Annotated in this window: 15 protein-coding genes; 7 read left to right on the forward strand and 8 right to left on the reverse strand. The window is 41.6% G+C overall.

Annotation, left to right across the window (positions count from 1 at the left end; translation table 11 throughout):
* Positions 1-436 precede the first annotated feature (436 nt).
* Both F7734_RS31940 and F7734_RS62315 read right to left on the reverse strand, forming a co-directional pair.
* Positions 437-1,831 carry a hypothetical protein gene (locus F7734_RS31940; RefSeq protein WP_155748578.1) on the reverse strand — a complete coding sequence of 465 codons (1,395 nt, stop codon included), beginning with the start codon at positions 1,829-1,831 and terminating at the stop codon, positions 437-439.
* 256 nt (positions 1,832-2,087) lie between these two features.
* Positions 2,088-2,486, reverse strand: a complete 399-nt coding sequence (locus F7734_RS62315; RefSeq protein ID WP_207714267.1) for a helix-turn-helix domain-containing protein — start codon at positions 2,484-2,486, stop codon at positions 2,088-2,090.
* Positions 2,487-2,858: 372 nt separating this feature from the next.
* Between F7734_RS62315 and F7734_RS31950 the strand changes: the two genes are divergently transcribed.
* Both F7734_RS31950 and F7734_RS31960 read left to right on the forward strand, forming a co-directional pair.
* Positions 2,859-3,458 carry an acyl-CoA dehydrogenase family protein gene (locus tag F7734_RS31950; RefSeq protein ID WP_155748579.1) on the forward strand — a complete coding sequence of 200 codons (600 nt, stop codon included), beginning with the start codon at positions 2,859-2,861 and terminating at the stop codon, positions 3,456-3,458.
* A gap of 593 nt (positions 3,459-4,051) precedes the next feature.
* Entirely contained in the window at positions 4,052-4,762 is a 711-nt protein-coding gene (locus F7734_RS31960; RefSeq protein WP_243147200.1) for an acyl-CoA dehydrogenase, read from the forward strand.
* A 4-nt stretch (positions 4,763-4,766) separates the two neighbouring features.
* On the opposite strand, the gene F7734_RS31965 is transcribed toward F7734_RS31960, so the two are convergent.
* Entirely contained in the window at positions 4,767-4,970 is a 204-nt protein-coding gene (locus tag F7734_RS31965) for a hypothetical protein (protein WP_155748580.1), read from the reverse strand.
* Between the two features lie 182 nt (positions 4,971-5,152).
* Between F7734_RS31965 and F7734_RS31970 the strand changes: the two genes are divergently transcribed.
* The gene (locus tag F7734_RS31970) at positions 5,153-6,037 is read left to right on the forward strand and encodes an alpha/beta hydrolase (protein WP_155748581.1); all 885 of its coding nucleotides are present in this window, start codon (positions 5,153-5,155) and stop codon (positions 6,035-6,037) included.
* Between the two features lie 50 nt (positions 6,038-6,087).
* Here F7734_RS31970 and F7734_RS31975 read toward each other — a convergent pair whose 3' ends face one another.
* Entirely contained in the window at positions 6,088-6,303 is a 216-nt protein-coding gene (locus F7734_RS31975; protein WP_155748582.1) for a hypothetical protein, read from the reverse strand.
* A gap of 339 nt (positions 6,304-6,642) precedes the next feature.
* Here F7734_RS31975 and F7734_RS31980 point away from each other — a divergent pair, with 339 nt between their 5' ends.
* Entirely contained in the window at positions 6,643-9,156 is a 2,514-nt protein-coding gene (locus F7734_RS31980; protein ID WP_155748583.1) for a hypothetical protein, read from the forward strand.
* 326 nt (positions 9,157-9,482) lie between these two features.
* Positions 9,483-9,953 (forward strand): ABC transporter substrate-binding protein, encoded by a 471-nt coding sequence (locus F7734_RS31985; RefSeq protein ID WP_155748584.1) that lies wholly within the window; start codon positions 9,483-9,485, stop codon positions 9,951-9,953.
* 22 nt (positions 9,954-9,975) lie between these two features.
* Here the strand turns inward: F7734_RS31985 and F7734_RS31990 are convergent, their stop codons facing one another.
* Together F7734_RS31990 and F7734_RS31995 are read right to left on the reverse strand one after the other, a co-directional pair.
* On the reverse strand, positions 9,976-11,463 hold the full coding sequence (locus tag F7734_RS31990; protein WP_155748585.1) for an amidohydrolase family protein: 1,488 nt from the start codon (positions 11,461-11,463) through the stop codon (positions 9,976-9,978).
* 141 nt (positions 11,464-11,604) lie between these two features.
* Positions 11,605-13,089 (reverse strand): amidohydrolase family protein, encoded by a 1,485-nt coding sequence (locus F7734_RS31995; protein WP_155748586.1) that lies wholly within the window; start codon positions 13,087-13,089, stop codon positions 11,605-11,607.
* Positions 13,090-13,917: 828 nt separating this feature from the next.
* Here F7734_RS31995 and F7734_RS32000 point away from each other — a divergent pair.
* The gene (locus tag F7734_RS32000) at positions 13,918-14,187 is read left to right on the forward strand and encodes a GlsB/YeaQ/YmgE family stress response membrane protein (RefSeq protein WP_155748587.1); all 270 of its coding nucleotides are present in this window, start codon (positions 13,918-13,920) and stop codon (positions 14,185-14,187) included.
* 129 nt (positions 14,188-14,316) lie between these two features.
* On the opposite strand, the gene F7734_RS32005 is transcribed toward F7734_RS32000, so the two are convergent.
* Both F7734_RS32005 and F7734_RS32010 read right to left on the reverse strand, forming a co-directional pair.
* Entirely contained in the window at positions 14,317-15,375 is a 1,059-nt protein-coding gene (locus F7734_RS32005; protein ID WP_155748588.1) for a glycoside hydrolase family 43 protein, read from the reverse strand.
* Positions 15,376-15,541: 166 nt separating this feature from the next.
* A complete protein-coding gene (locus tag F7734_RS32010; protein WP_155748589.1) occupies positions 15,542-16,348 on the reverse strand; it encodes a phytanoyl-CoA dioxygenase family protein in 807 nt (268 codons plus the stop codon).
* Positions 16,349-16,676: 328 nt separating this feature from the next.
* On the opposite strand from F7734_RS32010, the gene F7734_RS32015 reads away from it, so the two are divergent.
* Positions 16,677-17,603 carry a prephenate dehydratase domain-containing protein gene (locus tag F7734_RS32015; protein WP_155748590.1) on the forward strand — a complete coding sequence of 309 codons (927 nt, stop codon included), beginning with the start codon at positions 16,677-16,679 and terminating at the stop codon, positions 17,601-17,603.
* The last annotated feature ends 41 nt before the right edge of the window (positions 17,604-17,644 follow it).

Raw genomic sequence — 17,644 nt, forward strand, 5'->3', positions numbered from 1 at the left:
CTCATCTGCCTAAAGTTATCACAAGGGTGGAACGAAAGAATAAAGATTTTAGCCATGTTCTGTTATACTACAAACTGAGATTTTGTACTACTTGCCCCTGGTAACACGCTTGCTAGAATAACCCCTAATCTAAAAATGTTTAAGTCCCCATAGGGGTATTAAAAAAATGACTTTTTTATATACAATTTTGACATCTTTTTTTCAAATTACTATTAGCTTTGTTATGTGTAGTAGAAAGTCGGGATTAATTGGACAACCCATATTTCTTTACATTTTTGCATCACCTCTATACAGGTAGCTAGAGCATTGTTTTACTAGAAAACCACTCGTCTATTAAAATTGGCATACCGCAATGGTAGCAGCTACTTAAAGGGTAGGTGATTGTCATCCCTCTACACATGGGACTGACGTAAAAGCGTATAGCTAGTACGCCAACTTAAACATGACTGCTTAAGCTTTTTGAAATAACAAACTTGGCGTCGGGTTTAGATCGCTGATAGAACCTCATTCCTATATTTCTAGCGGCGTTCAATCCCGAATGAATCCAGTATCCGTTCTGGGCAATAGCGTGCAATCCTGGGGTATACTTCTCGTTATTGTATCTTGATAGCCATATTCTCTCATTATTGGCTAGCAAGTCTGCTAATTGATGCTCTGATGTCCTAATTAATGCACTATTATCAACAGCAGAAAACTTTGAAGTATTTTTTGGTGAAACTTTGGAAGTTAAAATATTGAATTTTGTTCTAGCAATATGACTAGTATTATCAACTATTTTAGACTTCAACCAGTATGCACGTTTTTGGTTTGACCTAGCAGAATATTTACCTCTTTGAGGGCGTAGATTGCCTAAGTGTTCAAACACTATCACTCGGCAATGATGCTTGTTGGCAAACTCTGCAATCTGGGATGCAATCCTATAACCCTCACTTTTTTCTCGGTTAGTAATTTTTGACCAAATAGTACAACCAAACCCTTTCCCAACAATACCTGTTTGATTCATCTTTTTTGCAATCTTCCCTATCGCCCTCTTCCTACGTCTGACATGAGAAGCGTGTCCTTTTATGAAGTGTCTCGCTACCTCTTGTACTTCTGAGTTAACGTCGGGTTCTAAAATTGAAAGAATGCAAATTGTGTCGCCATCTAAATCAATATCAACCGAGCAGACTCGCTCGTTTTGTAATGCTTTTAATCCTCCAGTTGCGTCATGATATCTTTCTAAAGTCCAATTTATCCAACAAGAACCATCTTTTTTAACAATAATGGTTGGACAACCTTTTCCCCATGCAGCATCAAACAAATAAGCTGAATAATTAAATCTTACCCATGCCCAATTGTGATTCTTTCTAATTTTCAGAATGACAGAGTTGCCAGTGTCATCCTTAAACATACTGTATTTGTAATAGGTTGGACTATCAAACACTTCTGTGGGTAGTAGTGGTGGTTTGTGAGGACTGTGTTTCTTATTCTTTTTGAGAGAACGAGCTAACCGTTTCGCCTCACTTACCTCCCAGTTTTTGTAGTTAGAACGCCACGACTTATAATGACCGCAAGCCGTACTAATTACATCCCATCGCAAGTCTCGTGGCATATCCTGATACAGAAAGGGATATTTGGCATTTTCACCTAAAGTTAATTCTTCATAAGCCTGTCGCATCTGGGCTTGAGCAAGATCCACATATTCAGGATGTTGGTTAATCACTTGAATGTAAAAAGCCACACCATCTCTGTAAACTTGAACTGTTTCGTTTAAATCAATGCCATCCCGAATTAACTTAGCTCGTAGAGTTTTTGTCTCTATACGTTTCCCTTTCTGTTTTTTTAATGCCATAACTTTGCTCGACCTCCAAAGCTCGTCTGTCCAATATATTACTATTTGTCTAGTTTGGCAAGACTATTTTGATAATCCTGCTCTACTTTTTTTTCATAGCGCCGCAGAAAATATAATTGGCTGCTAAAACAATGCATTATGGACATGAAGTCTTGCATCAATTCATCATGAGGACTTAGTTTTACCTTGCTAAGTACTACAATTTCACAATCATGAAGATTGCACAGCCATTCAAAAAAATCAAAGCCAAATCTAACTAGTCTATGGTTGTTGCTACAACGATTAAGGAGACTTGCTTTAATAAAACTCGTTCTATTAAGCCTAAGAATTTTTTTCGCTGAAAATTTAATCCAGAGCCTATTTCACTGATACACTCATTGCCAGGGTATTTTTCTTGGAGATACAATAATTGTGCTTGTAAATCATCTTTTTGGCTTTGGGTAGAAACTCGTGCATACAATACGGTCTTTTTATTTCCCGGTAACTGAAGATGTTTTTCAATTGAATTCGCGTTATATCTTCGGTGATTGCTACCGGGCATTGTCATGCATTCTATTATCCCTTTGTCCGCCATACGACTCAGGGTTTTAGGATGGATATTATATCTTTCGCTTGCTTCTTTAGGTGATAGGTACATATTAGACTCATTTGTCACTTTTATCCAAAAATAGTCTAATATATCCCAAAAATCAATTATTAGGCATCATGTCTTTTTAAGCTGAAAGCCTTACCAAATCATATTTTTACTTCTTAAGCAAATCAAAAAATGTATTACGCTTAAAATACTAGTTAAATTTTATACTTATTGAACAATAACCAAACAGGCAACGAGATTGTATATTTTTCATTGAAGAAGAATAATTCGTCAGAATTCAGGAATCAGAATCATTTGGATCTTAGTCTTCCCCAACCAAATGTAGACACCGCAAGTGACGGTGGGGTTTTAAACCCCTTTATTCATCCGCCAGTCGTTTAACATAAAGCTGAATTCTGACGACTGACACCTTATATTCTTTGAGGATAAATCATGATTGACTTCACCCTGACACAAGAACAGCAGATCTTGCAGTCAACAGCACGCGACTTTGCTCAAACCGAGGTCAAACCTATTGTCCGGATAATCGACGAGTCTAGCGATCGCTCCATTGAACCTTGGGATTTGTGTAAACGAGTGTTCCAGAAGGGATTCGATCTAGGATTTACATCTTTACTCCTACCCCAAGAATACGGCGGTATGGGTAGAAAATGCGTAGACTTGGCATTAGTGTTAGAAGAAATAGGTGCTGAAGACGTTAGCATTGCCTCTAGCTACTTCAACCTCACTGCGGCTATGTCCCTCTTTGTCACAAGAGCTGCAACCAGCGAACAGCAAAAGCGAATACTATCTTTTGTACAATCTGGAGAACCTCATTTATTCAGCGCTGCAGAAAGTGAACCAAACGTAGCGACTTCAGATTTGTTTTGTCCCATACCAGATCCTTCAATTGGGATGAAAACCTTTGCTCAACGGGATGGTGATACATACATTCTCAATGGGAAGAAATCTTCATTAGTGTCCTCTTTCCATACCCCAGCATCAAAGCTAGGAGAGAAGTTGAAAGAACGAGGCTGTAGTGGCGGTCTATGATGTTTTTGCTGATTGGGACGATTCAACCACTTCTGGTAGTTGCTATTCCAGGACTGCCAAGCACCAATAGCTTTTCTGATAGCAGCACGACGAAATTGCACAGGAAATCCGTTAAAGGGGAATGGATATACAGTCTTCGACCCTATCGTTAACTTTTCATAATATCTCCATCCCCCATCTTCCGCAACAGGTATGTTGACACCTGACGGATGAGTGTTAACTAGTGCGAAGTAAAAATGTACAACCTCGTTAAAAGCTGCCTTGGTTTCATTTAAATCAAACCCATTCCGCTCAAGTTTACATTTAACGCTTTTAGTTGCAATCCTGAAACCTTTCTTTTTCTTCAGCATTAGTTATCACCTCCCTTCTTGCTGTCTGCTATCTTATTAGTATATCTGCACCTAATAAATCATGCAACCAAAAAAAGGAAAAAAGAGAATAAAAAACCAACCCGTTTTTTATGATGAAATGAAGGAGAGACATATGATAGTCGTTACTCCTACAGTATGGAAAAAGCTACAAGCTTTGGCAATTGACTCAGACCTTAGTGTTAGTGAGTGCTTGGAGCGTATTGTCAGAGATATAGACTCTGATTGACTCCATTTGACTCCACGATTCTCTTATCTAGTAGTACGACAAATGCTGGTATCGCTGATGCCTATTTCATTATCACTCGTACAGCTTTGGACAAACCACTACATGAAAGTTTGTCCATATTTTACATTCCTGCAGATACACCCGGTTTAAAATTTGGCACAAGAACGGAAATGATTGGTTGGAAGCCCTCCCATCATGCCGAAATTTTGTTAGATAACGTCCGAGTTCCAGTGGAAAATTTGATTGGCAATGAAGGAGAAGCAGCTAGACTGCTCATGTTACTTCCTGAAGTCGCTATCGGACTAGCGGCTTCCTATGTAGGTTTGGCTCGCGCTATCTACGAGTATGCTTTAGATTATGCCAAGCATCGTGTCAGTTGGGGACGTCCCATTATTCAGCATCAGGCAGTTGCGTTAAAACTTGCTGATATGATGGTGAATACCCAAGCGGCGCGATTGATGGTGTGGGATGCAGCCCATACAGCAGATACCAATCCTCAACTAGCAGCAACAATTAAGGCACCAGCCGCCAAAACCTTTGCCGTAGATGTAGCGATTAAAAATGCCCAAACAGCTATTGAGATTCTTGGGGGCTATGGAGTCACAAAAGATGCTCTCACAGGTAAATTTCTGGCTGACGCTACCATTGGATACTCATGTGACTTCACGCGAGAAGTACTGCGCCTCGGTATAGTGAATTTTTTGTAACCTTTTAAAGGCTGGAGTCTTCTTGAGGTTGTGCTGGTGCTGGTTTGACTGTAACTCGACCATTTTCCACAACAGTAACAGTGCAAGTTTTTGAGGTATATGTGCTGTTGTTGGGTAAAGCATCAGCGCATTGCTTGTGATGGTGAATATTTTGCTCCTGTTGTTGATTCAAGGTAACTGCACAACAGGCAGAGGTGGTTAAGGACATAATCGTTACTTTTAACTCTATCTATTAATTATTCCCTAATTAAGTTATACTAGGGTACGTTTTCCACTACAAGAAACTACCCTCTGAGTCTTTTCTATTCCGAAAACCGTGCTTAATATTTAGAAAGAATTTGTAATTACAAAATTACGAATTACAAATTACGAATTATGCGGTATTAATTTATGCTTCAATTTCAACCCCCTGGTTTTGGGCAAAAAGTCATCAATACATCCTTGGGGTTTATGGTTTACTACACCCAAACGGCTGTACCCTGGATAACGTCCGAGATAGAAGATTTACCAACCCTTGTCTTTCTGCATAATTTTGGTGGTGGAGCTTCTGCCTATGAATGGTCTAAAGTTTACCCGGCATTTGCAACTACACACCAAATACTCGCACCCGACTTAATTGGTTGGGGTGAATCTGCTCATCCCGTGCGGGATTATCAAGTTAAAGATTACCTGACAATTTTAGCTGAGTTTATCAGGCAAACTTGTTTCACACCCGTGACAGTGGTTGCATCTTCATTAACAGCCGCTTTAACGATACGTCTTGCCATTGCCCAACCTTTTTTATTCAAAGCACTGTATTTGGTATGTCCTTCAGGATTTGATGACTTTGGAGAAGGTGCGGGGCGCAGGCTTCCCCTGCAAATCATCAATACACCTCTATTAGATCATCTGATTTACATTTTGGGTGCGGAAAATGAGTTGGCTGTACGCAATTTTTTGCAAAGTTTTCTTTTTGCAAATCCACAACGTGTTTCTCAAGAGATGGTACAGGCTTACTTAGCTTCTGCACAACAGCCCAATGCTAAATTTGCCGCATTAGCATTTTTACGCGGGGATTTATACTTTGACTTAAGTTTGTATATTCAACAACTAACTGTTCCAACAGTTGTCTTCTGGGGAAAAGAAGCGCAATTTATAAGTATCAAGTTGGGAGAGCGTTTGGTTAAGTTAAATTCTACTGCGGTTCGGGGATTTCATGCGATCGCAGATGCAGGAGTCTTGCCCCATCTAGAAGTACCAGAGATAGCGATCGGTTTGCTACAGAAATACCTGTAGCTCATGTAACACGATTGCTGAGACCGGAGATTTAGGCAAAGACGAGCCTGCTATGCCATACGAGCTAAAGCAATGTCCCGAATTAAGGGAACTCTAGAACTTAAGTAAGCATTTATCGTGCTCAGTTCTTCTCCAGTCAAGAGTTTTTGATTTTGGAGTTGCTTAAGTAACTGCTGGATGAGTTCCGTATCGCTAAAGTTTAAAAGAATACTGGTTTGAGTTTCCTCAATCACAGACCATAGCTGACGTAGTGTAGAAGATTTCATAACGAACCCCATTGCAACTGAGTGTGTTTTAACCATCAGCATAATGGTGCTGTTGGATGCATAAGAATAATACTAACTTTGTTATTTTAAGAAAATCTTAAGATTCACAAAGGTTTATGGGTTGTTACTTATTCAATAGAAATCTTAATATATGTTCAAATTAGGGCTGGGGAACCAGTTCAAAGCCCAATGCCCAAAGCCCAAAGCCCAATGCCCAATGCCCATAAATTGGTACCTGTTATGCAACAACTAAAATCTAAAAACTTTTTTAAATCTATATTTCTTTTATAATTTAACTGCGAAAACTAAGATCTCCTCTCTCTTGATTGCAAAAGCTCCATGACATGGATACCTTTAAAGGAACGGATAAACAACCTACCCCTTGTTCTTGCTGGGCCAATCCTAAGAAGAACCGATACACATTCTGTAACTGTATGGGTAGCTTTGAAAGAGAGCCGCACTGTAACTTTAAAAATCTTTGATATTCGTTATCAATTATTATTGACAGGGAGCCGAAAAAGTATTCGTCTTGGGACGCACATACATATAGTTGCCGTTACTGCCAAAACTTCATCACCCAATTTACTTCATTATGGGGAAAATTATCTATATGATTTAGACTTTGGTAATGAAGAAACACTGAATCAACCAGGTGTATTCAGTTTGGATGGTTCTATCAAAGATATTGCCTATCCTCAATATGAATTGCCAAGTTTTGCACTTGTCCCAAAGGATCTAAACGATTTGCGAATTATTCACGGTTCGTGTCGCAAACCTCACGGAGAAAGCCTAGATGCACTGGCAGCTTTAGACAAAATCATTAGAGAGGCATTAGAAGAAAATCCTAAAAAACGACCTCATCAACTTTTCTTGACAGGGGATCAAATTTATGTAGATGATGTTGCAGATACTTTACTTTTCATGCTTTTGGACGCATCCCAAACTCTGTTGGGTTGGACAGAACCACTTCCCGATGTTAGTCATCTTGAAGAGTTAAATCCCGGTCAACGCAACGCTCTAGCAACCCATACGGCTGGGCTAACAGCTAGTCTCAGCAAAATGAATAGAATTTCTAACATTGCTAAAAGTCACTTATTTACATTAGGGGAATTTGTAGCAATGTATTTATTTGCCTGGAGTGATGTATTGTGGACAAGACAGGAAAATTTACCGGAATTGACAGATGTATACCCCAATATATCAAAAAGTGGTAAGAAAAAAACTATCTTTGAAGAAGAACTGCGCTACTTACAAGGATTTAATTCAACGCTAAAAGATATTAGACGTGGTTTGGCAAATGTGCCTACTTACATGATATTTGATGACCATGAAATGACCGATGACTGGTTTCTGAATATGGCGTGGTGCGATCGCGTTCTCAAACAGCCTTTAGGCAAACGCATTTTACAAAACGGATTGCTTGCGTATGCTTTATGTCAAGGGTGGGGAAATACACCAGACCAATTTGAAAGTAACAAACCGGGCGAAACATTACTGAAAGCAACTGAAGCGTGGTCAGATTCTTGTGGAACCGATTCATATTACGAACAGGAAATAGCACGGTGTATTGGTATTCCTACCCTTGCAGAAATTAGAGAAAGCCAACCCAGACAATTACCACATAAAGAAAATTCCCTCAAATGGCATTATACGGTCACTGGTCCGAATTTTGAAATTCTAGTCTTAGACACGCGTACATGGCGCGGATTTCCTGGTAACAAAGACTTTGATTTTCCGGCACTTTTAAGTGCAGAAGGTTGCGATGAACAAATATCAAAAATAGCTCGCCCAAAAGATACAAAAATAACAATAGTAGTATCCCCAAGCCCAGTCATTGGCTTACCTTTTTTAGAAACCGTACAAAAGATAGCCAAAAACATGGCAGAAAAATTAGGAACTTGTGCATGGGGTTTCGATCCAGAAGCCTGGGGATTAGAAGAAACAGCAGTTGAACGGCTACTAGCAAGACTTGCATTAAGAGCGGTACCAGAACAAAAAAACCGTGTCATTATTCTATCAGGTGACGTTCATTACAGTTTTGCTGCCCGATTGCAATATGCCGCAACCCATCCCTTCCAAAGCGCGTCTGCCGATGGCACTCCCCAAAACCCATCATTACAAACAGTCATTGCCCAATTTACCAGCAGTTCCTTAAAGAACGAAGCCCAAGGATTTGGCGGTAGTCATTCATTGCACACTCAAGGTTTTGTCCCTTTTGCCATAACAAACGATCTTCCCTCAGTAGAAGTTTTGGGATGGGAAAATCCAGAACAAAAGAGCCTGCAAGTTGGTAATGTCTATACTTTCATTGACCAAAGTGTGGAACAGACAGTTCAGTGTTTGCCCTTAATACTTCAAGGTAACCCTGCTAAATTAAATTTAGTAAACGAAAGGAGTTTCTTGCGATCGCTACAAATTAACAAACAACCCGAATGGTGGTACCGCATTGATTTTTTATCTGCCGATTTAGAAGGTATCAACGAACCACAAGACTCTCATTTTACCATACCCTATTCTGTCAAAGCTCCTCTGCCCGGTCAAAATCGCAAGCAACCTTTAGAGAAATACTTAGCAATGGCAAAAAATTACCGAGATTACACTTCTAATAAAACAATAGGCAAAGAAATTGTGGGCTTAAATAATATTGGTGAAATTACCTTTGAGTTTGTTGAGGGTAGAGAAATAGCAGTGCAAACTTTGTGGTGGCGATTGGAGAGTTGGGAAAAAGATAAATTGTTAGAACCTTTTCCATTAACTCGATGTGAAGTATCGCTCAATTTTGCCGATCCAGATTATCCGATGGATGAAGTGCTAAAGGAAGTAGAATTCTTCACCAGTACTCCACCACATTAATTTTGATGAGCAGTCGAAACTTCTTACCACCTCGTTCCCAGGCTCTGCCTGGGAATGCCTTACTAGAGGCTCCGCCTCCTGTATCGCGAAAGATCTGTATCCTCCTAGAAGTCAGGGATCTTGCAAAGCATCAAAGAAATTTTTTGCTACTGATGTCTCTCCAGCAAATCCTATCAGAATTAACATCGTGCCAATGAATTTGCGAGGATACATCTAATGACAAAAGAGGTGCTACAGCGCTCGTTATAATCCCCGATGGAGGAACGAGTCGTTACTCTTTCGCAAATGCTATTCGGTTAATCCAAGCCAACCAAAGTCGTTTTTGGATGGTGGGAGCCAATACTCTTGAGAGTCGGGATGTACTACTTTTAGGAAAAGACGCAGTAGAACGTTTAGTCATCACTATCCCATGGATAGCAATAAATAGTCCCAATCAAGAATTTTCCAAGGAAGCACAAAATTTATGGCAAGGCGGAGAAGTTTACTCGCGGGCTGCTTCAGCTTACGATGCTGCTCAGGCATTGATTGAAGCCTTGAGAAAAATCCCTAACCCTAATCGTGAAAACCTACAACAAACCTTATCTAAAGAAGATTTTAGAGCACAGGGAGCTACTGGGACAATAAGTTTTGTGCATGAAGGCGATTTACATGGCGATCGCAGAGAAGATTTAGTTCAATCAGCTAAAGTTGTGCGTTCTCCGTGCTCAAATCAAGGTAATATATTTGTTCCTATAGACTACGAAGAAACTGGAGTATTAGCAGGTCGTTGCCCTCTCAGTACAGGTCTTATACCTTGAGGGCAATGTCTGAAGTGATTAATTAACGACCAACACTATAGAGATATTCCTCTGCTTGTTTTTCGACAGCCGTACCTTTGAAAAAGTGACGATTCAGACTGGTATATAACTCCAATGGGTGAATCGACAAGAAGTAGCGCAAATCTTCTTCGGTAATGATTTCCCGTTCTGCTAAAGAGTAAGCATTAGCAGCCACACTGGTAATATCAGGTACATCCCAGTGACCAGCATCAGAACCTAAGAAAGCTTTTACGCGATCGCCAAAAGGAAGGGCTTTGCGGTTAAAGGCTTGAGCTACACGGGTATCATCTGACTCCGTACCGAAGTAGAAGTGATTCAAAAAGCGATCGCGTACATCTTCCGGCTTCTCAATACCAGCGAGAGCAAATTCATCTAGCTCACCTGGATCTTGGGGTGCAAAATGTTTGCTGTGAAATCCCAGACCATCACCCAATCCATCTAAGCGTCCATGCACCAGTTCTCCACCATAATGAATGTAGAGTTCTTTAAGTGCTTCTTTATCTACAAGAGCAGGGTTATTCTTGGTCAACAAATGTTCTTTGTTGCGAGTTTCCCAATGCCAAATAATATCAGCATACAAACTTGCGCCCCAAGCGGAACCACCTTCCATGAAAGCAAATTTTAAAGTGGGAAAGCGACGGGTAACGCCACCAAAGAATAAAGATTTGCACAGTGCTTCCGCAGCGAAGGCAAAGTGGTTAATGTGGTTGTACTGAGCGTTGGTAACGGAACGTTGAGTTGTCCAACCTTGACTGGAAGCGTGAGTAGTCGGTACAACCTTAAGTTCCACACATTTCTCCCAGAAAGGGTCGTAATCATATTCGCTATCCAAACCAAAGTTATCAATCCAAACCACCTCATTTGCAACTTCCTTGCCATACTTCTCAAAGGCAGGAATCGGACGGCGAACGTAACCGGGGATTTGAATGGCTTTCAGACCAAGCACTTTTACTGCATATTCCAACTCTTCTATTGCCTCTTGGGGAGTGTGCATGGGAATTGCAGCAATTGGTGTGAGACGGTCAGAGTATGGGCGGAAAATATCAGCATGATAGTTATTAATTGCTCGACACACGGCCCTCCGCATTTCTTCATTACCGATATTTGGTGCCATTGTAGCTAAGTTAGGATACACCACAGCAAAATCTGTACCTGCTTCTTGCAAGCGTTCGTGTAGTAACTTCGGCAAGCTGATAGTAGCCAAATTTAGTGTGTTTTTCGTCGGGCGTCCCCACCAGTTAGGACGGTTAGTGCGATAAGCGAAACGTTCTTCCCAAGTTTGCTTGTACCATTTAAAGCGAGAAGCTCCTGGTAAATGTTCTTTAAAGCGTTCAACAATTGCACTTCCAGCAACTTCTTCTAAATAATCCAAGACTGCTGGTTCAAATTCTTGGGTATGAACATCAGTATCAATAATCGGATAACCCAATTTTTCACGAATTTGAGCAGATTTGGTTTTTTGGGTTGGACGGTCTAAAGCAATTGTCATGATGCCTTCTCCTGATTTTACAAAATGTTGATACTGGGCAAAAGGACATTGGGCAAAAGGGCATTGGGCATTGGGTATTAGAAATGCGTCCTTCTCCCCTTGTCCCCCTTGTCCCCCTTGTCCTCCTTGTCCCCCTACTCCCTACTCCCTACTCCCTAAATACTCATCTGCTGCTTGTTCGACAGCTGTACCTTTGAAAAAGTCACGGTTGAGACTGGTGTATAACTCTAATGGATGTATGGATAAGAAATAGCGCAAATCTTCTTCTGTGATAATGCCACGTTCAACAAAGGAGTAAGAGTTGGCAGTTACAGCTGTAATGTCAGGTACGTCCCAATGTCCGGAATCAGAACCCAAAAAGGCTTTGACGCGATCGCCATAGGGATTGGCTTTGCGGTTAAAGGCATGGGCTACACGGGTATCATCTGACTCTGTACCAAAGTAAAAGTGATTTAAGAAGCGTGTACGCACATCTTCTGGAGTTTTAACTCCTGCTAAGGCAAATTCATCTTGTTCGCCTGGATCTGTGGGAGATATCAAGTCAGCGTGGAAGCCCAAACCGCTTCCTAGTTGCTCTAAGCGACCATGTACTAGTTCGCCACCGTACCGAACGTAATACTCTAACAGTTCTTCACGATTAATATTGGCAGGATCGTTATTCTCCAACAAGTGGTCTTTGTTGCGAGTTTCCCAGTGCCAAATTAAATCGGCGTAAAGACTCGCACCCCAAGCTGAACCACCTTCTAAAAAAGCAAATTTTAAGGTAGGGAAGCGGTAGGTCACACCACCAAAAAACAGGGATTTGCATAGAGCTTCACCAGCAGAAGCAAAGTGACCAATATGGTTGTACTGATAGTTAGAAATGGAGCGACGATTTATCCAACCCATACCGCTAGAGTGCGTAGTGGGTACAACTTTGAGTTCTACGCACTTCTCCCAGAAGGGGTCATAGTCGTACTTGCTATCTAAGCCAAAGGTATCAATCCAGATGGCTTCATTTGCGACTTCCTCACCATACTTCTCAAAAGCAGGAATTGGACGGCGAATATGACCGGGAATTTGTATGGCTTTTAATCCCAAAACTTTCACTGCGTATTCTAACTCTTCAATCGCCTCTTGGGGTGTGTGCATGGGAATGGTGGCGATTGGTGTTAGGCGATCGCTATAAGGACGGAAAATATCAGCATGATAGGTGTTAGCCGCACGACATACTGCTCGTCGCATATCCTCATTGCCAATATGGGGAGCCAGAGTTGCTAAGTTGGGATACACAACAGCAAAGTCTGTACCTGCTTCTTGCAAGCGCTCGTGTAGCAGTTTGGGTAAGCTAATGGTAGCTAAATTTAAGGCATCATCGGTGGGACGAGTCCAGAAGGGAGGACGTGTAGTGCGGTATGCGCGACGCTCTTCCCAAGTTTGCTTGAACCATTTAGAGCGGGATGAACCAGGTAAGTGGTCTTGGAAGTGTTCTACAATTGCAGTACCAGCGACTTGCTCTAAATAATCCAGGAAAGCTGGAGGGAATTCTTGGGTGTGTAAGTCAGTATCAATGATGGGATACCCCAGTCGTTCGCGAATTTCTGCCGAGCGCGTTTTCATTTTGGGGCGTTCCAGAGCTACAGTCATAATAATTGCTCCCTTGTGTATGTAATTTTTGATGTGTTAATTCCGTAGAATCTCAGGCAATTCAAGTTTCACGGCACCATTTCCCGTTTAGTCCAACAGGGGCTTGCGGATGTCAGTTATACACGATTATGCTGTCTATTACAGAAGTTTTAACTACTGTTACTTGATTGATTTACTGGAGATTTATCCAGCAGTATTGCACAGGGTACAGCAAAAATACAACCCCTTTGTAACCAAAATATACGTTAATCAAATTTTATTTTTGGCTAATTGTTAGATAAACTAAATATTATGGTTTCCCTTCCCTGTCGTTCACCCTCCTCTCGGATGCTGTAGGCGAATGATAGGTCTGACCCCCCACCTCGTTCCTGGGCTGCAGCCTGGGAACGAGGTGGTACAAAGTCTCGCTCACCCATCAAAATTAATGTGGTGGACCACTAGGCTTTATGCAAGAAGATTAAAGCAGCTAATTTCCGTCACTTACCATTTTTAACAGTAAAAATAAAACTTGTGTTTCCCAAATAAGCCCAAATAAGCTTGCTACGTAGGACGAATCTTCATGCTGGAGTTTTATTCCTTTGGTAGAACAGATTAGTTCTTAAAAATTCCTATACTGCAATTACCAAGCAATGAATTTCTTCCCTCCTAGTTTGAGACCTAACTAGGAGTTTTTTAATCTTTCTCAATAGCAATGTATGTCTTAAGAAATAACCCAAGTAACCTCATCCGTAAGGCTCGTGAATAATTAATTCTGATGACAGATTGGACATTCATATTCGAGTTGTTATTGTGTAATTGTCAAAAGAAAAGTTTACCCCATTTAAAACAATGAACATTATTGCTTGGATTGTATTAGGTCTCATTGCTGGAGCTATAGCTAAAGCTATCTACCCCGGTCACCAAGGTGGTGGAATCTTGGGAACAATCTTGTTAGGAATTATCGGTGCTTTTGTAGGTGGTAGCTTAGGAGTATTCTTTAGCACGGGACAATTTTCACTGGCTGCTACTAGTCTTAGTATCCCCGGTATCGCGTTAGCAGTCGTTGGTGCGCTTGTCGCTATTTTCATATGGAATTTACTCACCCGTCGTGCAGTTTAATAAATTAAAGCACGCTCAATTTATAGTAAACCTCAGGGAGTAAATTTCTATATATTATCCCTGAATTTAATAAGAAAAAAAGCGCTATCCTAGGATTAGGATAGCGCTACTATAATTAGCTTCGCTCTTTCATACTTTTTCAGTGATGGTTTGCGGTGTCCAAGTAGGACCGTTGCAACGCGGTCCATCAAGCGTCCAGATGAGCTTGTCCATACACATCTGCCGCGCCGCCATATTTATTCCCCAAGCATGGTAAATGATGTACTCAGTCTTGTGGTCGGGAGCTAGAACAATCGAGTTGTGTCCGGGTCCGAGAACATGACCGGGAAGCGATCGCAGCACGCGTGGTCCTGTTTCGTTACCTGCATCTGAGTAAGGTCCCATAACATTGTCAGCCACTCCATAATCCACACCATAGTTCTCCGTTTCCCAACGTCCACCGCTATAAAAACAGTAGTATCGACCTTCATGTTTCCTAACACAAGGACCTTCCAAAGTATGCCAATCAAAAATTTCACCGTACATTAAACGATTAGCTAGAAACCTCTGCCAATCCGAACGCGCCCGTAAAACAGTTTTCCCAAAGCCGGATAGCTTTGTCATGCTTTCGAGGCGATCTACATAGAGAGCAGTCCCAGCACGCATACCGCCTTCAGTATCCAGAAAATCGCGAGCGTAAAAGAGATACCATTGTCCATCATTATCACGGAATGGATGCGGATCGATCGCAAAGGGACAAGAATTAGGATCTACTAACGGTTCTCCAACATCCTCATAAGGACCTAAGGGAGTATCGCTAGTAGCAACGCGCAACTGATGATTTTTGTCCTCGTGTCCCACAGAGTAGTAGAGGTAGAACTTGCCCTCACTGTATGCAACTTCGGGTGCCCAAAAGCGATCGCCAAGCGCGGGGTCTGGACGCTTCAGGGCATTACCAACAAAATGCCAGTTGAGGAAATCAAAAGAGCGTAACAGAGGAAAGACGCGCAAGTTGTTGGCGGAGTCAGTACTTGTCGCATCTGCGATTTCATCTATCTGTCCTTGTGCTTCTGCTGCACCAGTTCCGATCGCATAGTATATGTCCTGGTGCTTCCAGACAAAAGGATCGGCGAAATAGCCTTTGTAGACTGGATTGGTGTAAGTACGTGTTTGAGTGAGAGTTTCTGGTATTGGCTCCATATGAGACATTGTGTCTGTAGTAAGTGCAACAGGAAGATAACAAATCTTCCTCCGTTTCCCTTGCTTAAACCTCTATCTATGTGTCAGTGTTCTGCTTTGAGCAACATCATTTGTTATTAATCATTTCTTTTTATAAAGAAGAAATGATGATTTATTGTACGTAAACGCTCTCTTTTTAATACTTGAAATTGATATAAGTTTCTACTTTTTCCTTTGGCAATTGCTCTACCACTTGACATCGCAACAACTGCCTGAGTTTCTCAGGGAGGCTCTCATAGTAGTCTCGCGGGACAGTCAAATCCACTTTTGCTGTATGCAACCAATGCATGACATAGCCCATAACTACCATTGGTCTCGGCTGATAAGTTCTGTTTGGTGAACCTCGATGCAGTGCGAGAGGTGAGCGGATAATTGCGTCACCTGATTGCATATAAAAAGATTCCATCGGGATTTCTCCACTCGCAATCTTTGCCAGTCCCTCGTCACGCGATAGAAAATGCGTCCCACGTGCCATCTGGAATGGTCCATTCTCTTCCGTGACTTCAACTAAAGGAAAGTTAACAGCCAGGGCATAAAGTGGTGTTACTATCTGGTCTGAGAACAGGGGGCGAAAATCTCGGTGAATTTCTTGATAATCTGAGCCTTGCACCGGGATATCGGCTCCTAACTGAACCATCACGTATTCTTGAAAAAATACGCGATCGAGGATGCCCAAAATCGTTGGATTGGCAAAAACCAACTCATTAGCAAATGGAAGAACCCAAGGAAATGTTAGATAGTAACGAGCAACTTCACGAGGAGCTAGCCCACCTAGTTGATTTTGACGCTCTCGAAATAACTTTTCAAAAGCTTGTGCCCACTCTTCAATCAGTTTTTTATCAAAAAGACCGCGAATCACACAGATTCCATCCCTATTTAAATCTTGTGCGAGTCTATCTAGCTCGGTAGTTGTATAGTGAGCTTTATCTATACTTTGAACCATTTTTCTATCCTTTTCAATTTAGAATATGAGAGCCTAACTTGAATTAGACTCTCAGAAGTAGACATTCAACATAATCCGCAAGGAGTCCCACACTCGCCCGGAGGAGGTGTAGGTAGTTGACTATTCGCGGTAGATTTGCTTCACAGCTTTTCACGCTTCTGATAGCTGTGACTAAAAGAGATTTTTTACTATTTGAGCAAAAAGTTACTTGCTATACAAAAATTGTAACTATTCCTTACAGTAGATATTTTTCTAACTCCTAAAAGATGAGCTATCTACTGTAAAATAATTTGTAAATTAATCATTCTTTCTTCAAAAAAGCTTTATTATGCGTTTGCTCCTGAGTCTTGCTGGTGTCACCGCCGTTGTGCTCGGGTTGTCTACAGTCACACAACTCAAATTGGCAGTGGCTGAAAAATTCGGCTACCTCGGACCGAAAGGCACTTACTCAGAGCAAGCAACTAAAGTTTATCAGTCTACAATGCCGGGATTCGAGCAAGCAGTTCCCTACAGTACGATTGCAGCAATCACAACTGCTATTAAGAGCGGTGAAGTGCCTCGCGGACTTATACCAGTAGAAAATTCAGATAGTGGCTTTGTTGCTGAAACTTATCGCCTCATATTTCAGGAATTAGATCCGGGTTGGCGAGTTATTGATGAAGTGACAATCCCAATTACCTCCAGTCTTCTTGTTAAGCCCGGTACGCAAGCAGGTGATATCAAAAAAATTATTTCACACCCTAATGCTTTGCGGGGGGTAGCAACATATTTGCAGCAACATTTTCCAAACATCCCATTAGTGGAAGCAAATTCCACTGCTGCTGCTGCTAAAGAAGTCTCTAACGGAGATGGCACAGCCGCCGCCGTCGCTGCACCCGGTGCTGCTAAAGTTTACGGGCTGGAGACACTTGCGAATAACATCCAAGATAACGACTACAAAACAAATTTCTGGATAATTGTAAAGACAACTCAAGCTACCTTCACGACTAATCCGAACCATTTGATTATTGCGCTTCTTGCACCTTCTGGCTCCCGAATATTTTCCCGCATCGTGGCAGAACTGCGAGACACAGGCTTTCATGTTGTAAACGTAAACTCAACACCACTTGATGGGAACATCCACAGCTATTGTTACCTGATTAGGGTTAAGTCGGACTCTAACATCCCAAATGCTCTCAAACAAGTGAATGCAGTGCTTAAAGCAGCCCAGCGAGAGGGAGGACAGGCACTTCTTATAGGTGCCTATCGGCGCTAACACTTTAGCGTTAGTGCTGCATCTCTGACTATTGGGCTGAT

Source organism: Scytonema sp. UIC 10036 (assembly GCF_009725235.1).

What these genes read in the sequence shown, in the direction of transcription:
- F7734_RS31940 (WP_155748578.1), bottom strand. Translation starts at nt 1,831, where the DNA reads ATGGCATTAAAAAAACAGAAAGGGAAACGTATAGAGACAAAAACTCTA.
- F7734_RS31950 (WP_155748579.1), top strand. Translation starts at nt 2,859, where the DNA reads ATGATTGACTTCACCCTGACACAAGAACAGCAGATCTTGCAGTCAACA.
- F7734_RS31965 (WP_155748580.1), bottom strand. Translation starts at nt 4,970, where the DNA reads ATGTCCTTAACCACCTCTGCCTGTTGTGCAGTTACCTTGAATCAACAA.
- F7734_RS31970 (WP_155748581.1), top strand. Translation starts at nt 5,153, where the DNA reads ATGCTTCAATTTCAACCCCCTGGTTTTGGGCAAAAAGTCATCAATACA.
- F7734_RS31975 (WP_155748582.1), bottom strand. Translation starts at nt 6,303, where the DNA reads ATGAAATCTTCTACACTACGTCAGCTATGGTCTGTGATTGAGGAAACT.
- F7734_RS31980 (WP_155748583.1), top strand. Translation starts at nt 6,643, where the DNA reads ATGACATGGATACCTTTAAAGGAACGGATAAACAACCTACCCCTTGTT.
- F7734_RS31985 (WP_155748584.1), top strand. Translation starts at nt 9,483, where the DNA reads ATGGTGGGAGCCAATACTCTTGAGAGTCGGGATGTACTACTTTTAGGA.
- F7734_RS31990 (WP_155748585.1), bottom strand. Translation starts at nt 11,463, where the DNA reads ATGACAATTGCTTTAGACCGTCCAACCCAAAAAACCAAATCTGCTCAA.
- F7734_RS31995 (WP_155748586.1), bottom strand. Translation starts at nt 13,089, where the DNA reads ATGACTGTAGCTCTGGAACGCCCCAAAATGAAAACGCGCTCGGCAGAA.
- F7734_RS32000 (WP_155748587.1), top strand. Translation starts at nt 13,918, where the DNA reads ATGAACATTATTGCTTGGATTGTATTAGGTCTCATTGCTGGAGCTATA.
- F7734_RS32005 (WP_155748588.1), bottom strand. Translation starts at nt 15,375, where the DNA reads ATGTCTCATATGGAGCCAATACCAGAAACTCTCACTCAAACACGTACT.
- F7734_RS32010 (WP_155748589.1), bottom strand. Translation starts at nt 16,348, where the DNA reads ATGGTTCAAAGTATAGATAAAGCTCACTATACAACTACCGAGCTAGAT.
- F7734_RS32015 (WP_155748590.1), top strand. Translation starts at nt 16,677, where the DNA reads ATGCGTTTGCTCCTGAGTCTTGCTGGTGTCACCGCCGTTGTGCTCGGG.